The organism is Actinoplanes sp. NPDC049599, assembly GCF_044465625.1.
In the GTDB taxonomy this organism is placed as follows: domain Bacteria; phylum Actinomycetota; class Actinomycetes; order Mycobacteriales; family Micromonosporaceae; genus Actinoplanes.
Map to the genome: position 1 here is coordinate 100414 of NZ_JBITLX010000010.1, position 23797 is coordinate 124210.

The 23797-nt window shown below is 73.9% G+C and carries 18 protein-coding genes; 4 read left to right on the top strand and 14 right to left on the bottom strand.

The window, feature by feature from the left end; genetic code table 11:
* Positions 1-42: 42 nt before the first annotated feature.
* Positions 43-1743 (bottom strand): acyclic terpene utilization AtuA family protein, encoded by a 1701-nt coding sequence (locus ACIBQZ_RS19880; RefSeq protein ID WP_396090190.1) that lies wholly within the window; start codon positions 1741-1743, stop codon positions 43-45.
* Between the two features lie 79 nt (positions 1744-1822).
* On the opposite strand from ACIBQZ_RS19880, the gene ACIBQZ_RS19885 reads away from it, so the two are divergent.
* The 4 genes from ACIBQZ_RS19885 (at position 1823) to ACIBQZ_RS19900 (ending at position 10335) form a co-directional block, all read left to right on the top strand.
* Positions 1823-2968, top strand: coding sequence for an acyl-CoA dehydrogenase family protein (locus ACIBQZ_RS19885; RefSeq protein ID WP_396090191.1), 1146 nt, complete (start codon positions 1823-1825; stop codon positions 2966-2968).
* Positions 2969-3042: 74 nt separating this feature from the next.
* Positions 3043-3351: a hypothetical protein gene (locus tag ACIBQZ_RS19890; RefSeq protein WP_396090192.1), complete on the top strand. Its 309-nt coding sequence runs from the start codon at positions 3043-3045 to the stop codon at positions 3349-3351.
* A 95-nt stretch (positions 3352-3446) separates the two neighbouring features.
* A complete protein-coding gene (locus ACIBQZ_RS19895; protein ID WP_396090193.1) occupies positions 3447-7367 on the top strand; it encodes a hypothetical protein in 3921 nt (1306 codons plus the stop codon).
* 118 nt (positions 7368-7485) lie between these two features.
* Positions 7486-10335 carry a winged helix-turn-helix domain-containing protein gene (locus ACIBQZ_RS19900; protein ID WP_396090194.1) on the top strand — a complete coding sequence of 950 codons (2850 nt, stop codon included), beginning with the start codon at positions 7486-7488 and terminating at the stop codon, positions 10333-10335.
* Here the strand turns inward: ACIBQZ_RS19900 and ACIBQZ_RS19905 are convergent.
* The 13 genes from ACIBQZ_RS19905 to ACIBQZ_RS19965 all read right to left on the bottom strand — a co-directional run bounded on the left by ACIBQZ_RS19905 (position 10329) and on the right by ACIBQZ_RS19965 (position 23705).
* Positions 10329-10901, bottom strand: a complete 573-nt coding sequence (locus ACIBQZ_RS19905; RefSeq protein WP_396090195.1) for a phage tail protein — start codon at positions 10899-10901, stop codon at positions 10329-10331. The genes ACIBQZ_RS19900 and ACIBQZ_RS19905 overlap by 7 nt on opposite strands.
* A gap of 2 nt (positions 10902-10903) precedes the next feature.
* On the bottom strand, positions 10904-12838 hold the full coding sequence (locus tag ACIBQZ_RS19910; protein ID WP_396090196.1) for a putative baseplate assembly protein: 1935 nt from the start codon (positions 12836-12838) through the stop codon (positions 10904-10906).
* Positions 12838-13269 (bottom strand): GPW/gp25 family protein, encoded by a 432-nt coding sequence (locus ACIBQZ_RS19915; RefSeq protein ID WP_396090197.1) that lies wholly within the window; start codon positions 13267-13269, stop codon positions 12838-12840. The genes ACIBQZ_RS19910 and ACIBQZ_RS19915 overlap by 1 nt, the downstream gene beginning before the upstream one ends.
* Before the next feature lies 1 nt (position 13270).
* Entirely contained in the window at positions 13271-13552 is a 282-nt protein-coding gene (locus tag ACIBQZ_RS19920; RefSeq protein WP_396090198.1) for a PAAR domain-containing protein, read from the bottom strand.
* A gap of 13 nt (positions 13553-13565) precedes the next feature.
* Positions 13566-15308 (bottom strand): VgrG-related protein, encoded by a 1743-nt coding sequence (locus tag ACIBQZ_RS19925; protein ID WP_396090199.1) that lies wholly within the window; start codon positions 15306-15308, stop codon positions 13566-13568.
* Positions 15298-16071, bottom strand: coding sequence for a peptidase M23 (locus tag ACIBQZ_RS19930; protein WP_396090200.1), 774 nt, complete (start codon positions 16069-16071; stop codon positions 15298-15300). Before ACIBQZ_RS19930 ends, ACIBQZ_RS19925 begins: the two co-directional genes overlap by 11 nt.
* A gap of 10 nt (positions 16072-16081) precedes the next feature.
* Positions 16082-16519 carry a phage tail protein gene (locus ACIBQZ_RS19935; protein ID WP_396090201.1) on the bottom strand — a complete coding sequence of 146 codons (438 nt, stop codon included), beginning with the start codon at positions 16517-16519 and terminating at the stop codon, positions 16082-16084.
* Positions 16520-16561: 42 nt separating this feature from the next.
* Positions 16562-19009 carry a hypothetical protein gene (locus ACIBQZ_RS19940; protein WP_396090202.1) on the bottom strand — a complete coding sequence of 816 codons (2448 nt, stop codon included), beginning with the start codon at positions 19007-19009 and terminating at the stop codon, positions 16562-16564.
* A 4-nt stretch (positions 19010-19013) separates the two neighbouring features.
* Positions 19014-19232 (bottom strand): DUF6760 family protein, encoded by a 219-nt coding sequence (locus ACIBQZ_RS19945; protein WP_396090203.1) that lies wholly within the window; start codon positions 19230-19232, stop codon positions 19014-19016.
* Positions 19169-19609: a hypothetical protein gene (locus tag ACIBQZ_RS19950; RefSeq protein WP_396090204.1), complete on the bottom strand. Its 441-nt coding sequence runs from the start codon at positions 19607-19609 to the stop codon at positions 19169-19171. Before ACIBQZ_RS19950 ends, ACIBQZ_RS19945 begins: the two co-directional genes overlap by 64 nt.
* A gap of 2 nt (positions 19610-19611) precedes the next feature.
* Positions 19612-20049: a phage tail protein gene (locus ACIBQZ_RS19955; protein ID WP_396090205.1), complete on the bottom strand. Its 438-nt coding sequence runs from the start codon at positions 20047-20049 to the stop codon at positions 19612-19614.
* A 22-nt stretch (positions 20050-20071) separates the two neighbouring features.
* Positions 20072-21625 carry a phage tail sheath family protein gene (locus ACIBQZ_RS19960; protein ID WP_396090206.1) on the bottom strand — a complete coding sequence of 518 codons (1554 nt, stop codon included), beginning with the start codon at positions 21623-21625 and terminating at the stop codon, positions 20072-20074.
* Positions 21626-21737: 112 nt separating this feature from the next.
* Complete coding sequence (locus ACIBQZ_RS19965; protein ID WP_396090207.1) at positions 21738-23705, bottom strand: hypothetical protein; 1968 nt, start codon at positions 23703-23705, stop codon at positions 21738-21740.
* Positions 23706-23797 lie beyond the last annotated feature (92 nt).

Below are 23797 nucleotides of genomic sequence, written 5' to 3' on the forward strand. Positions count from 1 at the left end.
GGGCCTCCGCCCCCTCCGGCTCCAACGTGGACCGCAGGATGGTCACTGTTCCTCCCGGTCGGGCAGCAGGGCGACGGGGATCTCGACGTGCCGCGAGCGCAGCCACTCGCCGAGCCCCTTGGCCTGCGGGTCGAAGCGGGCCTGGTAGGCCACGCCGCGGCCGAGCAGCCCCTCGACGACGACGTTGACGGCCCGCAGGGCGGGCAGCCGGGTGACCCGCACCGGCAGCGCCGCCGTCTCCGGCAGCAGCTCGCGGACGGTCTCCTCGGTGATCAGCGCGGCCAGCCACGGGTAGGCCGCGTCCTCGCGGACCCACAGGCCGATGTTCGCGTTCCCGCCCTTGTCGCCGGAGCGGGCCCCGGCGAGCGTGCCGAGCGGCAGCCGCCGGGTCGGGCCCGGGACCCCGGGGACGGGCGGGCCGCCGGGATGCGGGTGCAGGGCCGCGGTGACCGGCGGCGGGTCGATCCGTTCCACGGCGCCGTCGTCGTGCACGACCTCGTGCACCGGCGCGGCCTGCGGGACGAAGCCGGCCGTGAAGACACCGTACGGGTGGGCCCGCTCCGGCGGCGTGGTGCTGAAGAAGCCCGGGTACGACGACAGCGCCAGCTCGACCGCGGTGTTGCTGAACGCGCGGCCGGCGACCTTCTCGTCGGGGTCCCGGGCGACGACGGTGAGCAGGGCGGAAGCCTGCTGCTGGGTGGGCGCGTCCGGGGCGTCCAGCCGGGCCAGCGTCCAGCCGACCTCGGCCGGCGCGGTGCCGCCGGCGGCCTCGAACTGGCGGCGGAACAGCGCGGCCTTGGCCTCGATGTCCAGCCCGGTCAGCACGACCGTCAGCTCGTTGCGGTAGCCGCCGATCGCGGTGCAGGAGACCTTGACGTCCGGCGGTGGCGGCTCGCCGCGCACGCCGGTGATCTCCACCCGGTCCGGGCCGGCCTGCCGCAGCGCCACCGTGTCCAGCCGGGTGGTGACGTCCGGGCCGGCGTAGCGGGCGTCGTCCACTTCGTACACCAGCTGGGCGGTGACCGTGCCGACGCTGACCTCGCCGCCGGTGCCCGGGTGCTTGGTGATGACGCTGGAGCCGTCGCGGCGCAGCTCGGCCAGCGGGAAGCCGGGGCGCAGCAGGTCGGCGACGCCGGTGAAGAAGCTGTAGTTGCCGCCGGTGGCCTGGGCGCCGCACTCGATCACGTGACCGGCCACCGTGGCGCCGGCGAGCGCGTCGAGGTCGTCGCGGCCCCAGCCGAAGTGCGCGATGGCCGGCCCGACCACCAGCGAGGCGTCGGTCACCCGGCCGGTGACGACCACTTCGGCGCCGGCCTGCAACGCCCGCGCGATGCCGAAGGCGCCCAGGTACGCGTGCGCGCCGAGTGGGGCGCCCAGCCCGAGGGCGCCGGCGCGCGGGGTCAGGTCGTCACCGCGTACCAGGGCGATCCTGGGGGTGAGGCCGAGCTCGCGGACGGCCGCGACCAGACCGCCCGGATTGACCCCGCCGGCGTTGCTGACGATGCGCACGCCGCGGTCCAGCGCCAGCCGCAGGCAGTCGCGCAGCTGCGCCAGGAACGTCTTCGCGTAGCCCGTGGCCGGGTCCCTGGCCCGGTCCCGGCCCAGGATTGCCATGGTCAGCTCGGCCAGGTAGTCGCCGGTGAGCACGTCCAGCTCGCCGCCGTCGAGCATCTCCCGCATGGCCGACAGGCGGTCGCCGTAGAAGCCGGAGCAGTTGCCGACCCGCAGCGTCTCGGGATCCATGGCACGGACACTGGCACAGGTTCAAAAAACAAGCAAGTGTGCTTGTTTCTGCCGGGGCGGGTTGGCTAGCGTCGGGCCCATGCGGCTCAACGAGGATCACCGTGCCTTCCGGGACAGCGTCCGCCGGTTCGTCGACACCGAGGTCAACCCGCAGGTCGACGCCTGGGAGGCGGCCGGGCGGGTGCCGCTGCACGACCTGCTGCCCAAGGCCGCGGCGCTCGGCCTGCTCGGCCTGGAATACGACGAAGCCTACGGCGGCGAGGGCGCCGACCACAGCTTCCAGCTGGTCGCCGCCGAGGAGTACGGGCGGATGCACGCCACCGGGGTCGGCATGGCCCTCGGGGTGCAGGCGATGATGGCCACGCCGTCGCTGCACGAGTTCGGATCCGCCGAGCTCAAACAGCGCTACCTGGCCCCGGCCATCGCCGGCACCGCGGTCACCGCCATCGCCGTCACCGAACCCGACACCGGCTCGGACGTCGCCCGGCTGCGCACCCGCGCGGTCCGCGACGGCGACGACTGGGTCATCACCGGCCGCAAGGTCTACATCACCAACGGGGCCCAGGCCGACTGGCTCTGCCTGCTCGCGCGCACCTCGGACGAGGGCGGCTACCGGGGCATGTCGCAGATCGTCGTGCCCACCGACGCCCCCGGCTTCCGCGTCGCCCGTACGCTCGACAAGCTCGGCAACCGCTGCTCCGACACCGCCGAGCTGGTGCTGGACGAGGTGCGGGTGCCGGTCGCCAACACCATCGGCGAGGTGGGGCGCGGCTTCCAGCAGCAGATGCGGCAGTTCGTCACCGAGCGGATGTTCGCCGCGTACACCACGGTCGGTCAGTGCCGGTACGCCCTCGACCGGACCCGGCGGTTCGCGCTGGACCGGACGGTCTTCGGCCGCCCGCTGGCCGAGCGGCAGTACGTGGCGTTCCGGCTCACCGAGCTGCAGGCGGAGGTCGAGCTGCTGCGCAGCCACAACCTGATCACCTGCGAGGCGCTGATGGCGGGCGAGGACATCACCCGCGCGGCGACGGTGGCGAAGCTCAAGGCGGGGCGGCTGGTGCGGGAGGTGGCCGACTGGTGCCTGCAGGTGCACGGCGGCATGGGCTACCTCGAGGAGACGTGGACGGCCCGGCTGTTCCGGGACACCCGGCTGACCTCGATCGGCGCCGGCGCCGACGAGGTGATGCTCCAGGTGCTCGCCCGCCTGGACGGTCTGCCCGCATAGCTGCCCTTTCACGCACCCACCGGTGGCACACCCCGGCCTACGCTGGGCCGGCCCGTGAGCCCCGGTAGGCCGCCATGACCGCACGCCGGTTCGCCCGGCCCGCTGAGCAGCAACCCGGCCCGGCCCGGCCGGTCGAGCCGGGCACCGGCATCAAGGTGCTGGGCGTGGCGGGGAGCCTGGGCATGCTGGAGGAACTGCGCAACGCGTTCGCCGGCCGCGGCCCCCAGGTTGACCTCGACGGGCCGGACCCGGGTGACTTCGACGTCGGCTACGAGATCACCGGGATCAGCGTCGGGGAGGGCTACTACATCGACGTCCGGGTGGAGCGGAACATCATCTTCCGGCGGAAGTTCTACGTGGTGCGGGCGTACCAGCTCGCCTGAGTGCGCCCCGGCTGCCCGATCGGGCAACCGGAACTGCCTCCGCGGGTGCCTGCGGGTCGGCGGCGCGGCCGGGGCCGCGGCGGCACGCTCGGGGGATGACGGGCGCACGTCAGACGGCCGAGGGTGCGCGGGCCCAGGTGAGCGACGCGCTCGCCGCCGGCCGGCAGCGGGCCGGCGGCGAGCACCGGCGCCCGCCCACCGGCCGGCAGGCCGTCCTGGCGTTGCAGCGCGCCGCGGGCAACGCGGCGGTCGGTGCCCTGCTGGCGGCGCGGCTGCGGTCGCCCGGCGAGCAGGCCCGCGCCGACGTCGATGCGGCGCTGCGGGAGATGCGGCGCGACGAGCCCGCCCTCGACACCGTGGAGAAGGGGCTGCGCGCGGCGAAGGCTGTGGGCGTACCTGTTGATCTGGAAGGTCCGCGACCGCCCGCGTCGGCGCTCGCGGTGACCACGACCGGGTTCGGCCCGGGCTCGGTGAAGCCGAAGGCGCCCGTGCCGCCGCCGAAACCGGTCCCGGCGGTCAGCCCGCTCGGCCGGGCCGCGGCGGCCGTCACCAGGGCCGGCGCCCGCGGCGGCGGTGCCGGGGTGAAGGCGGCCCCGGCCCCGGCCGTCGGCGGCGCCCCACCCGCTCCGACCGCCCTCTCCGACGACCAGCTGCTGCGCCCCCCGGTCGCCCCGCCGGGCGTGCGGCCCGACGACGACCCGGCCTTCACCCAGGTGCGGCACAACGTCAAGGGCTTCGCGCAGCAGAAGCGGGCGCACCCGGCCGCGGCGGCGAAGGCGAAGGAGGCGCAGGACGCCGCGCTGGCGCCGAGCGACGACCTGACCGGGCAGGCCAAGGCCGCCAAGGTCGACACGATGGACGCCCAGCCGGCCGGCAGCTTCGACAAGCAGGCCTTCATCGCGGCCGTGCAGGCGGCCATCGAGGCCAAGTCGCCGAAGACCCTGGCGGAGGCCGACTCCTACCGCGGGTCCGGCAAGGCCGGCGAGGTCAAGGGTGACGTCAAGGGCCTGGTCACCCAGGGCAAGCAGGGCCAGTCCCGGGACATCGAGACCGCGACCGCCGCGCCGCCGGACGAGAGCAAGGCGCTGCCGAAGCCGGTCACGCCGATGGCCGAGGAGCAGCCCGGCCGGGCAGTGGCGATCCCGGCCGCGGGCGCCGTGCCCAAGCCGGCCCCGGCCGAGCAGGTCAACCTCGCGGCCGGCAAACATCAGGCCGACCAGGAACTGGCCGACGCCGAGGTCACCGAGACCCAGCTGGCGCAGTCCGACGAGCCGGAGTTCCAGCAGGCCCTCGCGGACAAGAAGACCGCGGCCGCGCACGCCGACACCGCGCCGGCCGAGTTCCGCCGGCAGGAGCAGCAGGTCCTCGCCCAGGGCCGCACCGAGGCCGGCGCGCAGACCGCCGCCGGGGTCGCGGGCATGCAGGGCGCCAAGGGCGCCGCCCTGGCCGCGCTGGTCGCCGGCAAGGGCAAGGCGAAATCCCAGGACGAGGCGAAGCGGGCCGAGGTCACCGGCAAGATCCAGGGCATCTTCGCCGCCGCCGAGGCCGACGTGCGCAAGCTCCTCGACGGCATCGACGCCAAGGTGGAGGCGGAGTTCGACCGGGGCGAGGCGAGCGCCCGGAGCGCGTTCGAGATCTTCGTCGCGACGAAGATGGCGGCCTACAAGAAGGACCGCTACGGCGGCTGGCTGGGCGGCCTCCGCTGGGCCAAGGACAAGCTGTTCGGGATGCCGGCGAAGGTCGACGAGTTCTACCGGGCCGGGCGCGAGCTCTACCTGCAGCGGATGGACGTGGTCATCACCCGGGTCGCGACCATCGTGGGCACCGAGCTCACCGCGGCGAAGCAGCGGATCGCGCGGGGCAAGAACGAGATCTCCGCGTACGTGCAGAGCCTGCCCACCGACCTCAGGAAGGTCGGCTCCGCGGCCTCGAAGGAGATCGGCGACCGGTTCGCCCAGCTGGAGAGCGACGTCGACAGCAAGCAGGAGTCGCTGGTCGACACCCTCGCCACCAGGTACGTGGACGCGCGCAAGGGCCTCGACGAGCGGATCGAGGCGCTGCAGGCGGAGAACAAGGGCCTGGTCGACAAGGCGATCGGCGCGATCAAGGCGGTCATCAACACGATCCGCGAGCTCGTCGCGATGCTCAAGAACGTGCTGGCCCGCGCGGCAGGCGTGGTCGGCGAGATCATCAAGAACCCGGCCGGCTTCCTCGGCAACCTGATCGCCGGGGTGAAGGGCGGCATCCTCAAATTCAAGGACAACATCGTCGACCACCTGCGCAAGGGCCTGATGGGCTGGCTGTTCGGCGCGCTGGCCGAGGGCGGGGTCGAGCTGCCGGAGACCTTCGACGTCAAGGGCATCATCAAGCTGCTGGCCTCGATCTTCGGACTGACCTGGGCCAACATCCGCAACCGCATCGTCAAGCAGATCGGCGCGCCGGCGATGGCCGCGGTCGAGAAGGGCGTGGCGATCTTCCAGATCCTGGCCGCCCAGGGCGTCGGCGGGCTCTGGGAGATGCTGCTGGAGAAGCTCGGCGACATCAAGGAGATGATCCTGGAGAAGGTCCGCGACTTCGTCGAGGAAAGGATCATCGCGGCCGGCATCACCTGGCTGATCGGCCTGCTCAACCCGGCGGCGGCGTTCATCAAGGCCTGCAAGCTGATCTACGACGTGGTGATGTTCTTCGTGACCAACGCGAGCCGGATCGCGAAGTTCGTGGAGACGGTGCTGGACTCGGTCGCCGACGTGGTGCGCGGCAACATCAGCGGGGTCATCAACAAGATCAACGACGTGCTGGGGCAGATGCTGCCGATCATCATCGGCTTCCTGGCGAGCGTGATCGGGCTGGGCGGCATCGGCCAGAAGATCCGGTCGATCGTGGAGACGCTGCAGAAGCCGGTGAACCAGGCGCTGGACTTCGTGATCAAGACGGGGCTGAAGCTGGCCGGGCCGGTGATCCGGGGCATCAAGGGGATCAGCGGGAAGGTGAAGGCGAAGGTCGCCGCCGGCAAGGCCTGGGTGAAGGGCAAGGCCAGCGCGGCGATGGCGCGGGTGCGGGGCGGCGACGTCCGGGCGCTGGCCCGCAGCCGGGTGCTGAGCGCGTTCCGGGGCGGTGCGAGCGTGGACAAGGTCCGCGGCGAGCTGCCCACCCTGCTGGCCGAGCTCGCACCCCGCGGGCTCAAGCGGCTCGAGCTGGGTCCGGTCGGCCCGGAAGGTGCCGTTGACGTCATGGCGGAGGCGAGCCCGTTCGACCGCCTGGTCAGCCTCATTCCCCGCTACCTCAAGAAGCGCGAGGACAAGGAGACCGGCAAGCTCACCGAGGGCACGCCCTACGTCACCATGAAGATCACCGTGACGCTCGACGACGCGACCGACCAGCTGCCGGCGGGCATGCGCGGACGCCGGCCCTCGGGAACGCAGGTGGCCCGCGACGAGAAGGGTCAGCCGGTGCGCGACAGCAGCGGCGGTTACGTCTTCACCGACGCTGTTTACGAGATGTCCGGCGTCGAGCTCGACAAGTCGGCCAAGCCGAAGCGCGGGCGTGCCCTCAGCTCCACGCAACAGCGCTCCGGCGGTCTGATCGAACCGCCCCGGCCCGGCGAGAAGACCCTCCGCATGGTCACCTTCAACACGGCGGAGGGAAGCAGCGTGCAGTCCAACGCGACGCACGCGGAGCGGCAGTTCGCCAGCTGGCTGCAGAACGAGGCGGACGACAAGTGGCGCAGCCGGATCCGCCGGATAGACGCGCAGATCAACTACAGCCCCTGCACCCTGTGCACCGTGGACCTGACGACGATCGCCGCCCTGACGCCGAACGCCGACAAGGCGAGCCGGGCGCTGTCGTGGAGCCGAGCCTATATCGACAAGCGGCGCACGGGGGCCGACAACCGGAGCACCACAAATGCATCCTTGGGCGAGATCGCCGGTGCCGGGTGGACGGTGAGCCCGGGCCAGGTCGGGCCCGCGCCGGTGGCGAGCGAGGACGACAAGGTGCTGGTGCCCGGCAAGAAGTAGCGGTGCGTGTCGTGTTCCTGACCGGTGTCAACTTTCACGCGTAACCAGCGCGTGCGTCGGTGCAGACTGGTCGGTGGAACGACCTGCCCATGACTCCGCCCACCAAAGCGGTGATGACGTGCCGACGTACCGATACACCGGCGCCACCGGGCTGGTGCGATCTCGCCTGCTGATGGAGCTCACCCCGCTCCGTCAGTCCCCCCTCGCGCTCATCGTCGCACCGGCCGGGTTCGGCAAGACGACGCTGCTCGCCCACTACGCCCATGCCTTCGACGGCGCCGTCGTCTGGATCACCGCCGATCCCGGCGACACCGACCCCGCGACGCTGGGCCGCCGCCTGCGCCGGGCCTGTCCCGTCGCGCTGCCACCGGCCCGGCGGGCCCACGATCTCGCCGAGTTCGCCGAGGATCTGGGTGCCGTGCTGCGCCAGGACACCCTGCTGGTGATCGACGACGCGCAATGGCTGGAGGGTTCCGACGGTGAGCGGGCCGTGGAACGGATGCTCGTCGCCGCCCCACCGCACCTGCACACCGTGCTCGCCGGGCGGCGGATGCCCGGGGTCAACACCGCCCGGCACGAGCTGACCGGGCTGCTGACCATCGGACCGGACAAGATGCGCTTCCGTGCCTGGGAAGCCGAGGAGTTGCTCCGCGACGTCTACCGGGAGCCGCTGCCGCCCAGCGACATCGCCGCGCTGTCCCGGCGGGTCGGTGGCTGGCCCGCCGGCCTGCACCTGTTCCACCTGTCGACCCGCGGCCGCCCGCTGGCCGAACGGCGGGCCGCCGTGGCCGCGCTCGACGGGCGGGCGTCGCTCTGCCGCGCCTACCTGGCCCGTACGGTGCTCGCCGACCTGCCCGGCCACCTGCATTCCTTCCTCATCCGCACCGGGGTCTTCGACACGCTCACCGGCCCGCGCTGCGACGAGCTGCTCGGCCAGCACGACAGCCACCTGATCCTGGCCGAGCTGGAACGCCTCCAGGCCTTCACCACCAGCGCCGACGGCGGCTGGACCTACCGCTATCACGAGGTGCTCCGGTCGCACCTGGCCGCGACGCTGGTCGACGACCTCGGCGACGACGGCGCCCGGCAGTGGCACGTCCGGGCGGCGCAGATCCTGGAACGCGAGCACGCGTACGCCGAGGCCACCCGGTCCTACGCCCGCGCCGGCCGCTGGTCGAGCGTGCGCCGGCTGCTGGGGGAGCTGGGCGCGAGCCTGATCGCGGACGGCGTGGAGCCGTGGCGGGACGTGCTGCCCGCCTGGCTGGTCGCCGAGGACCCGTGGCTGATGCTCGCCGAGGGCCGGCACCGGTTCAGCCGGGGCCGGCTCGCTGCCGCCATCGAGTCGTTCCGGCACGCCCAGGGGCGGTTCACCGACGCCGACGGGCGGGCGCACTGCCAGCAGGCGCTGGCCCGGGCGAACGTCTGGCTGCCCGGGCCGCAGCGGGCGCAGGGGCCGTGGCCGAACTGGCTGCGGGCGGCCACCCAGGGACACCCGGCGATGGTCGCCGGGCGGGCCGACGAGCTGACCGGTCCCGTCGGCCGGCTGGTGCGGGCGGTCGCCCTGGCCCTCGCCGGCGACCTGCTCGGGGTGCGCCGGGAGCTGGCCGACCCGGACGCGGACGTGCCCGGGGTCCTCGGCATGGCCCTGCGGCTGCTGCACGGCGCGGCGCAGGTCGCCACCCGGGCGCCGGCCGGCCCGGCTGCGCTGGCGCAGGTCGCGCTGGAGGCCGAGCACGAGGCGCCGTGGCTGGCGCGGATGGCCCGCGCCGCCGTCGCGGTCGACGGCACCGAGCAGGGGGCGAAGGCGGCCCGGGCGATCGCGGAGGAGTGCGCGCGCGAGGGTGACGCCTGGGGTGAGGTCATCGCCGCCGGGCTGGCGTGGCTGCCGCACGCCGGCGCCGCCGATCCGGCCGAGACCGCCGAGCTGGTGCAGCGCTGCCGGCGGCTGGACGCCGCCGTCCTGGTCGCCTGGCTGCAGGCCCTGCACGCGCTGGCCGCGACCGCCGCGGAGCTGCCGGACGCCGAGCTGCTGGCCGGGCAGGCCGCCGCGGTGGCCCGGTCGGCCGGGGTGCCGGGCGCGCGGGCGCTCGCGCTGGCCGCGGTGGCCGGGGTGCCGGGGTGCCCGCCGGGCTCGGCGGCGCGGGCCCGGAGCTTCGCCGCGGAGTGCGGCCTGCCCGCCACGCTGACCGCGGCGTGGCTGGAGGCCACCGAGCCGCCGCGCCCGGAAGCCGGCGGGCCGCCGCCGATCGCGGTGCGCTGCCTCGGCGGTTTCAGCGTCGAACTGGCCGGGCTGCCGGTGGACCCGTCCACCGTCAAGCCCCGGGTGCGCAGCCTGCTGCGGCTGCTGGCGATGAACGCCGGCACCGCCGTGCACCGCGACGTGCTCGTCGAGGCGCTGTGGCCGGACCTGTCGCCGACCACCGCGGCGCACAACCTGCACGTCGCCGTGTCCAGCCTGCGCAAGCTGCTGGAGCCGCAGTCCCCGCGCGGGCAGGCCCGGCTGCTGGTGCGCGAGGGCGACGGCTACCGGCTGGCGCTGCCGCCGCCGTCGTCCTGCGACGTGACGGAGGTGCGCGCCGCGCTCGACGCCGCGCGCCGCCGGCAGCTGGGCGGAGACCATCCGGGCGCGGTGCGGGCCCTGCGGGCGGCCGTCGGCGCCTACGGCGGCGACCTGCTACCCCAGGACGGTACGGAGGAATGGGTCGTCCGCGAACGCGACGTGCTGCGCACCGCGGTGGCCATCGCGGCCGCCCAGCTCGCCGCGTACGAGCTGGACGCGGGCGAGGCGGTGCCGGCCACCGTGGCGGCCGAGCGCTGCCTGGCCATCGACCGCTACCACGACGAGGGCTGGCGGGTGCTGGTCGCGGCGTACGAGCGCAACGGCGACGTGGGCGCCGCCCAGCGGGCCCGCGGCCGGTACGCCGAGGTCCTCGCCGAGCTGGGCATCGCCCCGCAGGCCGCTCACTGATCCCGGTGCACCCGGGCGCGGCCCACCGCGACGGTCTCCGCGCGCACCGTCACCGGCACGTGTGCCGGCAGCGAGTCCACGATCAGCGTCCGGATCCGGGCCGGGTCGACCGTGGTGCCCGGGCGGGTCCGCACCGTCACCTCGATCCGGGGCACCGGGGTGCCGGGCAGCGCCGAGTCCGGGTGCGGCGACCAGCCACAGCCGCCGTTGTCCGCCACCTCGACCGTGCCGCCGGTGAGCAGCTCGACGTGCTTGGCCAGCCCGCGCCGGGTGCCGCGCCAGCGGTGCAGCTGCACCGCCTCGGCCACCAGCGCCCGTCGCTGCGCCAGCGGCCAGGTGTCGTCCAGCGGGTACGCGACCCAGCCGGCCAGCCAGTCCAGGAAGTCCTCCGGGGCCACGTGCGGGTCGAGGTAGGCCGCGAAGCTGTCCAGGGTCAGCAGCGCCGGGGCGAGCACCTCGTCGAGCGCCTCGGTGAGCTGCAGTACGAACTGGTGTTCCTGGTAGACCGCCGGCAGGGTCTGGCCGATCGGGTGCGCGGTCGGCGCCTGGTCGAGTCCGGTACGCATGGTCATCCCTCGGTGATCCGGATCTGGTGACCGCGCGAGATCACCAGGCCGTGCGGTGGCAGGTCGATGCGCTGCACCGGGCGCACGTCGGGTGAGGTGCGGGCGCGTGCCTCGTACAGCTGGACGTCCTCGACCAGGTCGACGCCGGGCAGCCGCTGGAGCACCGCGAAGATCTCGCCGGACTGCACCGGGCGGCCGAACGGCCAGCCGGTGCCGTCCGGGCCGCCGACGACCGGGTTGAGGTAGCCGTAGAGCGCCTCGGTCGCGCGGGAGAGCAGCGTGTCGCGGGTGGTGCGGGTCCGCGCGTGCAGCTGGGCCACCACGGTGACGCCCAGGTAGTAGGGCGGCTCCACCATGACGCGGGCGCCCAGGCACCGCCGTTCCGCCAGGTAGTCGGCGATCCGGGCCAGTGTGTCGTCGCTCGGCTGCGGCTCGGCCAGGGCCGGGTCCAGCGCCTCGGACACCTTCGGCACGACCAGCAGCCGGACCGCGCCGGGCTGGTCCGGCACCGGCACGCACTTGACCCGGGCCACGTCGGGCGCGGCCTCCCGGGCGAGGTACTCGTAGTCGTCGACCGTCACCGCCCGGTCCCGGGTGCGCAGCAGCAGCGGCCCGCGCAGCGCGGCGTCGGCCACCGACTCGCCGTCGACGCCGCCGCTGCCCGCGCGCCGGTTCGTCACGCTGGTCACGAACGGCACCGGGTCGCGCTGGATCCGCAGCACGTTGCGGGCCACGTTGCCGCGCTTGCCGCCGCCGGTGCGATACAGCGGGACCCGGATCGGCGCGGCCTTCGGCGGCACCTTGCCGTAGTAGCGCAGGGTGCCGTCCGGCTCGCGGGTCGCCGGGCCGAACACCACCTCGCCCTGCACCCGGTCGACCATGAAGTGCGGGTCGCCGGGGCCCGAGGCGGCGAACGTCTGCACCTCGTGCCACTGCTCCCAGTCGTTGCCGCCGGCCACCTCGACGATCAGGTCGCCGGTGGCCGCCACCGGGCGGCGCTGCAGCCGGAACCGCTGCCCCGGTACGCCCTCGGAGAGGCCCACCACCTCGTGCTCCACCGTGTCGGAGTGCTCGGCGCCGATCGTCCCACCGATGGTCGCCGCGGTCACCCCGGTGATGCCCGGGGTGTTGGTGTAGTACGCCTGCTTGGGGCGCGGCTCGACGGTCCGGCAGCGCAGCCAGCCCGCGCGGTGCCGGCCGATCAGCGACACCACGTGGGACGGCGGCACGTGCAGCACCACGTCGCCGGGCTTGTTCAGGCCGCCGGTGTCGTCCCGGTCCACCTCGCACGGCGCCCACTCGGTGCCGGTCCACGCCTCCCACTGCAGCGGCGGATCGTCCGGGCGGACGCCGACACCGCGTACCGGGCAGTCCAGCCGCAGCAGCACCGCGCACCGCGGCACCGCGGCCGACAACCCGAACAGGACCGCGTCGCCGATCCCGGGCGGCTGCGCGAAGCACTCCACCCCGGCCCCGCCGCGCAGGTCCTCGGTGCGGTCGAACGGCTGCCCGCCGGCGCTCCACGTCATGATCCGCGACAGCGAGCAGGGCACGATGAACAGGTCGTCGCGGGTGTGGAAGACCACCGGCTCCTCGGCCTCGGCCTGCACGCACGCCACCTCGGCGCCCGCCGGCACCGTCACCGCGGCGTCACGCGCGGCGGACAGCCAGAACGTGACGTCGCACCGGGCCGCGGTCGGCGGGAACAGCCGCAGCCCGATCAGCTCCAGGAACCGCAGGTAGTGCAGGTCGGGCACCCGGTTGAGCCGGTAGATGAGCTGGTCGACCATCATCGCGAAGGTCTCGATCAGCGTCACCCCCGGGTCGGAGACGTTGTGGTCGGTCCACTCCGGGCAGTTCCGCTGGACCAGGCGTTTCGCCTCGTCCACGAGGTCCTGGAAGCGGCGGTCGTCGAGGTTGGGGGCCGGCAGCGACATCAGACACCGTCCTGCTCGATAGCGCCGTCGCCGCCCTCGTGGGCGGGGATGACGTAGAAGGGGAAGACCAGGTTGCGCGGGTCGTTGTCGCCGCGGATGGCGTAGCGGATCTCGATCAGCAGGGTGCCGCGGTCGGCCCGGTCGAAGGAGACCACCACGTCGGAGACCGCGATCCGCGGCTCCCAGCGGTCCAGGGCCAGCCGCACCTCGTACGCGATCTGCCCGGCGGTGGCCGCGTCCGCCGAGGCGAACACCAGGTCGTGGATGGCGCATCCGAACTCCGGGCGCATCGGCCGCTCGCCGGGCGCGGTGGCCAGGATCAGCTGGATGCTCTCGATCACCTCGCGCTCGCCGGCGACCAGCGCGATCGAGCCGGTGACGTCGGTGTGCACCGGGAACGCCCAGCCGGCGCCGATGAACTCCTCGCGCATCTCAGCCCCCGATCAGCACGGTCATGCAGCCGGCCACGATGGGCGCGCCACAGGCGGCCAGGTCGCCCATCCGGGCCGCGGGCCGGCCGCCGATCAGCACGGTGGGGCAGCCCGGCGGGACGATCGGGGTGGGCGGGTGCACGGCCGGCGGCGGGAACGAGCACGTGTGCAGGCCGCCCACGGTGGTCGCGGGCAACCCGCCGATGAGCACGGTGGGCACGCCCGGCGGCGCCAGCACGCCCGGGTGCCCGGTGGGATCGCCGACTCTGGCCGCCGGTGGCATGGGCCAACCCCCTCTAGTTGATCCGGACGATGCCGCCGCGCACAGTCAGCGCGCCGCTCGCGGTCAGCTCCGCCGTGGTCTGGCCGGCGATCTTCACCTGCGCGCCCTTGAGGTCGAGCAGCCCCGCGCCGGCGTCCACGGTGACGCCCATCCCGCTGATCTTCACCGGGCCGGCGCTGGTCAGCTCCACGGTGTTCTTGGCGCCGTCCAGCTTGAGCAGCAGCTTGCCGGTGCCGGTGCTGAGCAGCACGGCGTCGCCGCGCGGCGAGTCGACCAGCTCCAGCCGGTGCCCGGTGCGGCTGACGAACGCCCGTACGCCGATCTCCCCGCTGGCGTCGTCGATGGCCGGCACCGACACCGACGGCGGGTTGTCCTTGCCGTTGTAGAGCCCGCCGAGCACGTACGGGGTGTCCAGGTCACCGCCGGCGAACCCGACGAGCACCTCGTCGCCGACCTCCGGCAGCACGTAGAAGCCCCGGTCGCGGCCGGCGCCGGCGTGCACGGTGCGGGCCCAGCCGCTGGTGAAGTCCTTGGACAGCCACGGGAACGTCACCCGGACCCGGCCGGACTTGAGCGGGTCGCGGACGTCGCTGACGATGGCCGGCACCAGCCCGCCGCCCACCCGGGGCGTGGTGGCCTCGGTGCCGCCGGTGACCAGGCCGTACAGGGTGCGCTCCTGGCGGCCGGAGACGGTGAACGCGGTGGTGTAGCCGGCCTGGTCGCCGAACTGGTGGCGGGTGCTGGTCAGGGTGTACTTGCCGGCGAACGGCTCGCCCAGGCCGGCGAGGGTCACGGCCGTACCGGCGCGCAGTCTGGGGTTGCCCTTGGCCACGCCGTCGAGCTCGGCGCAGGCGCCGCCGAGCTGGTCGGCGAGGGCCTGCGCGGCGGCCTTGACCTCGCCGTGGTTGTGGTACGCCGCGCCGGCGGCCAGCAGCGGCGGGCTGCCGAAGGTCCGGGCCATCGCCACCGGGTCCAGGCCGGCGACCTCGGTGCCGGGCACCCGCGGTACGGCGGTCGCGGTCAGTTCCTGCTTCTGGTCGGCGTTCCACCCCCGCGCCTCCACCTCGGGCACCTGCTCCGCCGCGCTCAGGCAGGCCCGCAGCGAGACGAGGTTGCGGTTGACCTCCAGCACCAGCGGGTCCCGGGTGGCCGCGACGGTGGTCGGCGGCGCCCCGGTGGGCGGATCCGGCACGCGGAAGTCCAGCGTGCTGTCGACCACGGTGAGCCGGGCGCCGACCAGGTAGGCCAGCCGGCTGAGGAACTCCCAGTCGCTGACGTTGTCCTGGCTCAGCTGGGCGTCGGTCTGCCCGCCGGCGCCCGCGCCGGCCTCGATCCGGCCCGGCTTGAGCCCGGCCCGCTCGGTGACCTTGCGGACCACGTCCGGGATGGACATGTTCGGGTACGCGGCCACCCGGCGTCCCCGGAACAGCCGATGCGCCCGGTCCAGGGCGCGGACCTCGGTGAACGTGCCGACCGGGTCGATGTCCACCTCCAGGGCGGTCACCTCGCCGATCATCAGCGGCTGCGGCGGCCCCGGCTCGGCGGTCTGCACCTTGACCGTGAGCACCGAGCCGACCTTGACCTTGGCCTTGGCGAGCACCAGCTGCTCCGGGTCCCGGAACCGCAGCACGCACAGGTCCGGCAGATGCAGGCTGTCGTCGACGTAGGCCTGGGTCAGCAGCGACATCACGTCGGCGGCGAGCGGGGCGCCGTCCAGCTCGACGACCAGGGTGTTGGCGAAGCTCTCATTGGCCATGGCCGAAGCCCTCCGCCTCGAGCTCGTCCAGGGCCGGCAGCAGCAGCCGGGTGCCGGCGCGCAGCCGCATCGGGTCGTCGATCCCGTTCGCCTCGGCCACGGCCCGCCACAGGTTCGGGTCGCCGTACGCGGCGAAGGCCACCGAGGGCAGGGTGTCGCCGGCCACCAGGACGTGCGCGTCCCGGGCCGCCAGCGCCCCGGAGGTCGGGTTCTGCCCGCCGCGCTCGCCGGAGATCTCCTCCAGCGTCACGGTGCACACCGCACGGACCGGGTTGCCGCTCGGGGTGAACAGCGTGTACTTGGCGGTCACGCTGCTGACGAAGCCGGGGAAGCCGGTCATCCCGCCCCAGCGGAAGATGACCCACGGCGGCGACGCCTTCTTCGCCTGCCGGCTCTTGTCCGTCGGCACGCAACAGGCGAAGAGCTGGTCGACCACCTTGGGCACCCGGTCGTCCATGGTGTCGGTGGCGTCGAAGAACATCTCCAGCGTCAGCTTGCTCGGGTCCGAGCCGGTGAACTGCACGGGCCCGCTCTTCGAGGCGCTGCGCTGGTTCTCCCGCGACCACTTGGCGTTCTTGGTCAGGCTCAGCTCCTTGGGGTTGAACTGGAAGTCGATCCGCCCGATCCGCACCCCGCTGGGCGCCGCGGTGCTGCCGTCCGCGGGCGGCTCCCGCAGCTCCAGGTAGGCGTGCTGGAGGCTGGCCGGCGCACCGGCCGACGGCGGCGCGGCGCCGGCCGCGGTGAACGTCACGGGTGAGGTCATGGCGGCCGCCTCAGGCACCGGCGCCGGGCGCCAGGAAGCCGTGGTGGGCCAGCTCGAGGGTCTCGGTGGCCACCTTGGGGGAGTCGGCGCTGAGCTGCGGGCCGGTCCAGCGCACCGGGATCACCCCGGTCAGCGCCCACCGGGCGATGACCGTGCCCTCCTGGGTGCGCGCCTCGATGGTGGCGGTCCGGCGCTTGACGCCGCTCGCCATCTCGGTGAAGTACCGCAGGATCCGCGCGCTGGCGCTGGTCACCGGCCGGGACAGCTTGACGTTGGAGTACTTCATCCGGGTCGGCAGCTGCCAGACCACGCCGTTGCTGCCGCCCTCCTCGCGCTGTTCCATGACGACCTCGCAGCCCAGACCGTCACAACTGTTGAAGGCGCCGAGGTTCTCGTCGTCGATGCTGACGACAAAACAGACGGCCACCGCCTCGTCGATGTCGGTCATGGCGGCTCTCCCTTTCTCGGACGGCTCAGGTTTCCGGGCGGCTCAGCGCCGCAGGTCGGTGATCAGGCCGCGGCGGTCCCGGTCCTTGCGCAGCTCGGCCCGCAGCCGCCGGTAGAGCGGCTCGAACAGGGTCTTGAGCAGTTCCTCCGGCGCGACCGGGCCCGGGGCGGGCAGCGGCGGCGGGCTCGAGGTGGCGGTCGCCGGCGCGCCCTCGCCCGGCCGGTCGGCGGCCGGCGCGGCGGGCGTCGCCGCGGCCGGGATGTCCACGGTGGTAGCTCCGCCGGACCCGGGATCGGGCGGCGCCGGATCGGCCGTCGCCCGCATCACCGGCAGCGCCGCGCGATCCGGTCCGGCCGACCGCACCGGGGGCACGGCGGGCACGAGCGGCACATCCGGCGCGGGCTCGGACCAGGACGCGAACGCCGGCAGGCCAGGGGTCGCGACGGGCCGGGGCGGGCTGTCGAACCGCTGGAGGGCCGGGATCGCCTCCACCAACGGCGCCGCTGCTCGACCGGGTCCCGTGACGGCCGAGGAGGCGGCACCGTTGGTGGAGGGGGCGTAGGTGCGCTGCAGCGGGCGGTCGGCGAGCAGGCGTGCCACCACGAGCGGCGCCCTGGGGGGCTCCGGGGTCACCCGGGAGACCACCAGCGGTAGGGCGCCCGGCGCGGGAGGCAGGGCGTCGGTGGAGCCGCCGGTAGGTGCGGGATCGGTCCTGACCGGCGATGCGTCGGGTGCGCTCCGCACCTCTCCGTGATGCACGGACGGGGCATCGGGGGTGGACGGTATTGCCGCGCGGGTCGGCAGGGCCGGCGGGGCCGGAGCGGCGGTCGGTGGCACGATCGGCGCGCCGAGGCCCAGCCGTCGCGGTGCCGGCGCGTCCCCGAGGATGCTGAGCTGCACGGCCGACCGCTCGTGACGCACGGGGAGCGGAGCGGGCGCCGGGGTGTCGGCCGCGCGCTGGACCAGCGATGGTGGCCGCAGGCCGCGGTGCACTATCGGCGGCATCTCCACGGCGTGCGGGGCCGGTTCGACCGCTCGCTGGACCGTCGGCGTCGGCTCGACCTGGTGCCGGGCCGGTGGCGGCGGGTCCGCGCCGTGTTCGGCCGGCGGCGGCTCGACCGCTCGCTGGGCCGTCGGCGTCGGCTCGACAGCCTCCTTGGTCGTTGGTGGCGGGTCCGCGGCGTGTTGCACCGGCGGCGCTGGGTCGAGGGCGTGCCGGACAGGCAGCGGCGGATCGGCCGCGCGCCGGACAGACGGCGGCGTGTCTGGCGTGCGCTGGACCGACAGCGGCGTGTCGATCGCGTGCTGGACCGTCGGCGGTGTGTTGATCGCGTGCTGGACCGACGGCGGCTCTGCGGCGTGCCGGACCGGGGGAGGGCCGATCGCGCGCTGGACCGAAGGAGTCGGGGCGGCGACGCGCCGAACCGGTGGCGGGTCAATCGAGCGCTGGACCGCAGTCGGCAAGTCGATCGATTGCCGGGCCGCAGGCGGTGTGTCGGCCGCGTGCTGGACCGCAGGCATCGGATCAATCGAGCGCTGGACCGCAGTCGGCAAATCGATCGGGTGTTGGATCGCAGGCGGTGGATCGGCTGCGCGCTGGACCGCGGGCGGCAAGTCGATCGGGTGTTGGATCGCAGGCGGTGGATCGGCTGCGCGCTGGACCGCGGGCGGCAAGTCGATCGGGTGCTGGATCGCAGGCGGTGGATCGGCTGCGCGCTGGACCGCAGGCGGCAAGTCGATCGAATGCTGGGCCACAGGCGGTGAGTCCGCAGCGCGCTGGACCGACACCGGTGACGGCTGCACCGTGCGCTGGACCCGCAGCGGCGCCGACGAGGACGCCACGCCACGGACCGGCTGCGCCGGTGAGTCCACGATGGACGGACCGCGCACCGGACGCACCGGTTCCGCCCCGCCGACTTCGACGACGGGCGCCGGGTCGACCGCGACCGGCATCGGCTCGTCCATCGCCGCGGCCGGCAAGAGCTCATCCACCGCCGGCAGAGGCTCGCCCGCTCCCGGCAGAGGCTCGCCCATTTCCGGCAGCGCGCCGTCCATCGGCGGCAGCGTGCCGTCCACCGGCGGCATCTGCTCGTCCATCACCGCCGGCGGCGGATCGGCGACCCTCGGCGTCGGTTCGGCCGGAGCCGGGTCCGTGGCCCACCGCTGGACGAACGCGCTCAACCGCGCCGCCGCGCCGCCCCTGTCCTGCTTCTTCGCCGCGACCGGCAGCGCCGGTGCCGGCGTGACCGCGACCGCCTCCACCACCCCGGACGGCTCGTCGGGTGTCACCACGTGGCCCAGCGGCGCCAGGAACTCCGGGCTCTGCCACGACGCCAGCACACCGGCGAACCGGCCCGGCGGGTCGATCAGCGGGTGCTCGCCGATGACACGCTGCACCGGCGGCAGGTCCGCCCACTCCCGCCGCCGCGCCACGACGACCGGAGGCGGGTCGGCCACCGCGCGCTCGGCGGTCCGCCGCCAGGGCCACATCTGCTCACCCTCCCTCGCTGATCCGTGTGTTGAGCTTGGCTATCTCGCCGACGAAGCGGCGGCGTTCGGCGTGCTCCAGGTCGAGAATGTCGTCCAGCGGCCAGTGGAAGTGGTACGCGACGTACGCGACCTCCTCGTAGAGGCGGCCGGCCGCGTACGTCAGGATTCCCCCAGGCGCCCACCCGCGAGGTCGATCGCGAAGCGGTGGTGGCACTCCGGGCACGCGACCGCCGCGCGGGCGTGCCCCTCGCTGTTGATCCGCCGGTAGAGGTCCTGCAGGAAGGCCAGGTCGCCGGCGAAGAGCTGTTCCACGATGCCCGCGTGCACGTCGGTGACCGGGCCGATCCGGGTGATCACCCGGGCCAGCAGCACCACGGTCAGGTAGGCCGGGTTCTCCCGGACCCGGTCGTCGCGCAGCGGCACCAGCTCGTCGCGGGCGGTGGCCAGCCGCATCGACCCCGACCGGTGCACCGCCCCGGAGCCGTCGACGTAGCCGCGGGGCAGCTCGAACGCGAACTCGGTGCGCAGCGGCTCCGGGCGCGCCGCCGGCTCCTCGGGCCGGGACTCCGCCTGTTCCAGGGTGGCGATCGTGCGCCGCATGGCTACTCGACTTCCATGCGCTCGTACGTGATGACGATCTTCTCGGTCAGCACGCTGGTGTCGCCGGCCTTGAGCGCGCCGATCTCCAGGCTCTTGGGCCACGCGTTGGTCAGCTTGTACCGCTTGATCGCCGCGCCCTCGTAGTCGTACACGATGATCGCGCCGCCCTTGCGCGCGTCCGCCATCTTGCCGAACTGGGCCGCCTGCACCCACTTCTCGAAGCTGTTGTCGCCGGTGAGGCCGCGGGTCAGGGTCACCTCGCCCGCCTTGGGCCGGCCGGGCAGCTTCTTGATGACGTACTTGCCGTCGCTGGTGTTCTGCTTGAGCTCGATGACGTCCTGTTCCATCTTCAGACCGCTGACCTCGTTGATCTGCTTGATGACGACGCCGTCGACCTCGAGGCCGAACGCATGGCCTACCGCCTTGTCGAGTTCGTCCATGGCTGGGTCTCCTCCTCTGCGACTACTCGCTGACCAGGCTGTTGCCGCCGGACATCTGGGCCAGGCGGAAGATGACGAACTCGGCCGGCTTCACCGGCGCGACGCCGATCTCGCAGATGACCTGACCGGCGTCGATGCTCTCGGCCGGGTTGGTCTCCCGGTCGCACTTGACGAAGAAGGCCTCCGTCGGGGTCAGGCCGAACAGCGCGCCGCTGTTCCACTGCAGCACCAGGAACGCGCTGATGGTGCGGCGGACCTTGGCCCACAGCGCGTCGTCGTTGGGCTCGAACACGACCCACTGGGTGCCGTTGAGGATCGACTCCTCGAGGAAGTTGAACAGCCGCCGGACGTTGAGGTAGCGCCACTCCGGGTCGCTGGACAGCGTCCGGGCGCCCCAGATCCGCACCCCGCGGCCCGGGAACGCGCGGATGCAGTTGACCCCGTTCGGGTTCAGCAGCTCCTGCTCGCCGCGGGTCAGGTGGGTCTCCAGCGCGATGGCGCCGCGGATGACCTCGTTCGCGGGCGCCTTGTGCACGCCGCGGGTGCTGTCGTTGCGGGCCCACACGCCGGCCACGTGGCCGCTGGGCGGGACGAAGACGTTGGTGCCGGTGGCCGGGTCGAAGACCTTGACCCAGGGGTAGTACAGCGCGCCGTACGCGGTGTCGTAGCCGGCCAGGTCGGTGCGCCACTCGCGCATCTGCTGCGCGGACAACGAGGGCGGCGGGTCGAGCACGGCCATCCGGTCGCCCATCTGCTCACAGTGGGCGATCATCGCCAGCTGGACCGCCTTGACCGACTCCAGATCGATGATCCCGCGGTGGTACGCGCCCATCAGGTCCGGCGCCGACACCATGGTGATCTCGTCGATCGCCTCCAGGCCGCCGACCCCGGTACGTTCGCCCGCGTCGCCGACGTAGTCCTCGGTGGCCATCTGGCGTGGCGTGGCGGGCGCCGCGGGCGACTCCCGCAGGGCGACCGTGCCCTTCGGCAGGGCGGTCACGGTGTCCGGCGCGGACGACGGCTCCTCCAGCGTGATGAGCTTGGACCGTTCGCGGACCGCGGTCACCACGTTCTCCTTGCCGCGCTTGACCGTCACGCCGTCGAACGTCTCGGCCACCCGGCCGCCCCGCTTGACGACCAGGTTGAACCGGTCGTCGGGGGGCGGCGGCTCACCCTCGGCCGGCGGCGGCAGCTCGGTCACCTCGACGGTCAGCTCGGCCGACGACCGGCCCGCCCGGGTCTCCTTGGCGACCACCCGGTACGGCCCGAGCATCGCCTGCGGCACATCGGACTTGCCGTTGCCCTGGTCGCGGGCGCCGCCGAGCCGGACGACGTAGCAGTTGCCGCCGCCGTTGAGGAAGTAGCCGTACACCGCGTGGGCGAGGTAGCAGCCCTCGACGAAGTCGCCGAACTGCTCGGTGTACTGGCTCCAGTTGGTGACGAGCGTGGGCGTGTTGAACGGCCCCTGCGACGCGAACCCGATGAAGCCGGCCACGGCCGTACCGACCCCTTCGATCGGCCGCGAGCCGGAGCTGACCTCCTCGACGTACACGCCAGGGGACAGGTAGGTGGGCATGGCTCCTCCAGGTCTGGGCTGGTTCCTTCGATCGTGTCGTGGTCCGCGGCGGGGCGGCATGGCCGTCGGGCCGCACGTGAGTGCACTCGCGGTGCCCGTTGGGGCAGGCCCGTCAGCACACCACCTGGAGGTGGAACGCGGCGTCGGCGAGCGCGAGCGCCCCGGCGGCCGGGTCGAGCTTGCGGGTCTGTACCTGCACGGTGGTCGGCTCGGGCCCGCTCGCGGCGTACACCGCCCCGCCGAGGTCGGCGGGACTGCCGTCGGCGTCCCCGAGCGTGGCGGCGTAGGAGCACTTCGACACGTCCCGGTCGAACACGACTTCCCACTGGCCCGGGTCGCCGCGGCGCAGGTCTCGCAGCCGGGACTCACTGGGCGTCCGGCCGTCGGCGGTCACCACGGCGAACAGGCCCGAGCACCGGGTCTGCAGATGGAACGGCAGATCGGTGGGCGCCCCGTTGCCGCCCTTGGTGCCGACCAGGATGGCCGCCGGGTTCTGCTGCCCGGCGCCGACGTTGACCAGCCCGGCCGGCGGGTCCTGGCCGGCCGGGTCGCCGATGGCGGCGACGATCGAGCAGTCCCGGGTGCGGCGTCCGAAGCGGACCTCGTACAGCCCGTCCCCGGTGCGGGTGACCCGCGGGTCGTCGGTGCCGCGGACCTTCTCGCCGCCGGCGACCACCACCGAGTCGCCGACCACGCAGCGGACCTGCAGGTGGAACGGGTGGGCGGCGGCCGCACCGTCGAGGTTGCGGGTCTGCACCAGCACGCTGTTGCGGTTGCTGCCGGTCGCGGTGGAGACCAGGCCGTTCTCCGGTACGGGCTGACCGCCGGACGCCGCCACCGTGCCCAGGAAGACGCAGTTGTCGACCGGGCTGCCGAAGAGCACCTCGAACCGCCCGGTGCCCAGCGGCGTGACCTTGGTGGCGCCGCTGGCGGACACCAGGGTGCCCGCCCCGTCGACGACGGCCCACGGCGTGTTGTTCTCCGCCGCGGCCGCCGAGCTGGGCGGCGCCGACGACGGCTGGGCGGTCTTGGAGCCGCCTCCCGGCGGCGGCTGTCCGGCACTGGCCCCGCCCTTCGGCACCGCCCCCACCGACGCGCCGGCCGGGGGATCCTTGGCCTGGTCACCCGAGGCGTCCTTCAGGTCGAACGGGTCGGCCAGGATCAGGATGGCGGCCGCCGCGATACCCAGCGCCAGCAGGCCGGTGGCCACCTTGGGGATCCAGCCGGCGATCAGCGGCACGATCTCGCGGGTGCCGTCGAGGCGCACCGGGGCCACCGGCGGGCGGGGCGTGGCCAGCACCTGGAACGGCTGACTGGCCGGCCGGCCGAAGAAGCGCATCGGCGGGCGCACCGACATGTCGACGCTTTGCGATCCGGGCGGGACCGGCAGTTCGCCGGCGGGCAGCGAGAACCTGATCCGCCCGGCCGGGTCGCTCGCCTTGAGCTGGACCGGCTCGACGACGTTGCCCTCGTTGGTGAGCTGGATGCGGTGGCTGGTGCGCCAGCGGCCGGAGGTGGTCTGCGGCGTCAGGGTGGCCGTCAGCGCCCGGAACTCGCTGACGTCCAGCACGCCGGTGGCGTGCACCTGCAGGCCCCGGTGCAGGATCGACGAGGCCCGTACGGTCAGCGGGGCCCGGCCCGCCGCGGTCGACGCCTGCCGCGGTGGCGACCAGCGGATCACGGCTTCGGCGCGGGCGTCGGGATAGACCGCGAGCACGGCCGGCTCGATCTCGGCCCACTCGGCCGTCGGCCCCAGCACCGTCAGGGCGAACTGCTCGACCTGGCCGCCGCCGTTGTGCACCGAGACCGTGGTGCTCACGGTCTCGCCGGGCATGACCGCGAGCGTCGTGTCGGTCAGCACGATGCTGGCGGCGACGTCGCTGTAGCCGTCCACGCTCGCTCCCCAGCGCGTGGCGTCACCCTGCCGGGGCGGCGGCTGGGACGGCTCCGGGGGCGGCGACCAGCCCGGCGGTCCGGCGTTCGGGTCGGTCCAGGCCAGGAAGGCCCCGCAGTCGCGGTTGGTGCAGAAGCGCGCGCCGTCCGGATTCCGGTGCCCGCATTGAGCGCAGATGATTGCCATGGTCAACTCCCGCCACGCAGTTCACGGACCACGGTGTCCCGGGCGCGCCCGGACCGGCAGGGCGGACCATGCCCCCGTGCAGGCAGTCGCCG

What these genes read in the sequence shown, in the direction of transcription:
- ACIBQZ_RS19965 (WP_396090207.1), bottom strand. Translation starts at nt 23,705, where the DNA reads ATGGCAATCATCTGCGCTCAATGCGGGCACCGGAATCCGGACGGCGCG.
- ACIBQZ_RS19930 (WP_396090200.1), bottom strand. Translation starts at nt 16,071, where the DNA reads ATGACCTCACCCGTGACGTTCACCGCGGCCGGCGCCGCGCCGCCGTCG.
- ACIBQZ_RS19935 (WP_396090201.1), bottom strand. Translation starts at nt 16,519, where the DNA reads ATGACCGACATCGACGAGGCGGTGGCCGTCTGTTTTGTCGTCAGCATC.
- ACIBQZ_RS19880 (WP_396090190.1), bottom strand. Translation starts at nt 1,743, where the DNA reads ATGGATCCCGAGACGCTGCGGGTCGGCAACTGCTCCGGCTTCTACGGC.
- ACIBQZ_RS19885 (WP_396090191.1), top strand. Translation starts at nt 1,823, where the DNA reads ATGCGGCTCAACGAGGATCACCGTGCCTTCCGGGACAGCGTCCGCCGG.
- ACIBQZ_RS19955 (WP_396090205.1), bottom strand. Translation starts at nt 20,049, where the DNA reads ATGGACGAACTCGACAAGGCGGTAGGCCATGCGTTCGGCCTCGAGGTC.
- ACIBQZ_RS19905 (WP_396090195.1), bottom strand. Translation starts at nt 10,901, where the DNA reads ATGCGTACCGGACTCGACCAGGCGCCGACCGCGCACCCGATCGGCCAG.
- ACIBQZ_RS19920 (WP_396090198.1), bottom strand. Translation starts at nt 13,552, where the DNA reads ATGCCACCGGCGGCCAGAGTCGGCGATCCCACCGGGCACCCGGGCGTG.
- ACIBQZ_RS19960 (WP_396090206.1), bottom strand. Translation starts at nt 21,625, where the DNA reads ATGCCCACCTACCTGTCCCCTGGCGTGTACGTCGAGGAGGTCAGCTCC.
- ACIBQZ_RS19895 (WP_396090193.1), top strand. Translation starts at nt 3,447, where the DNA reads ATGACGGGCGCACGTCAGACGGCCGAGGGTGCGCGGGCCCAGGTGAGC.
- ACIBQZ_RS19915 (WP_396090197.1), bottom strand. Translation starts at nt 13,269, where the DNA reads ATGCGCGAGGAGTTCATCGGCGCCGGCTGGGCGTTCCCGGTGCACACC.
- ACIBQZ_RS19950 (WP_396090204.1), bottom strand. Translation starts at nt 19,609, where the DNA reads ATGCGGCGCACGATCGCCACCCTGGAACAGGCGGAGTCCCGGCCCGAG.
- ACIBQZ_RS19940 (WP_396090202.1), bottom strand. Translation starts at nt 19,009, where the DNA reads ATGTGGCCCTGGCGGCGGACCGCCGAGCGCGCGGTGGCCGACCCGCCT.
- ACIBQZ_RS19925 (WP_396090199.1), bottom strand. Translation starts at nt 15,308, where the DNA reads ATGGCCAATGAGAGCTTCGCCAACACCCTGGTCGTCGAGCTGGACGGC.
- ACIBQZ_RS19910 (WP_396090196.1), bottom strand. Translation starts at nt 12,838, where the DNA reads ATGTCGCTGCCGGCCCCCAACCTCGACGACCGCCGCTTCCAGGACCTC.
- ACIBQZ_RS19890 (WP_396090192.1), top strand. Translation starts at nt 3,043, where the DNA reads ATGACCGCACGCCGGTTCGCCCGGCCCGCTGAGCAGCAACCCGGCCCG.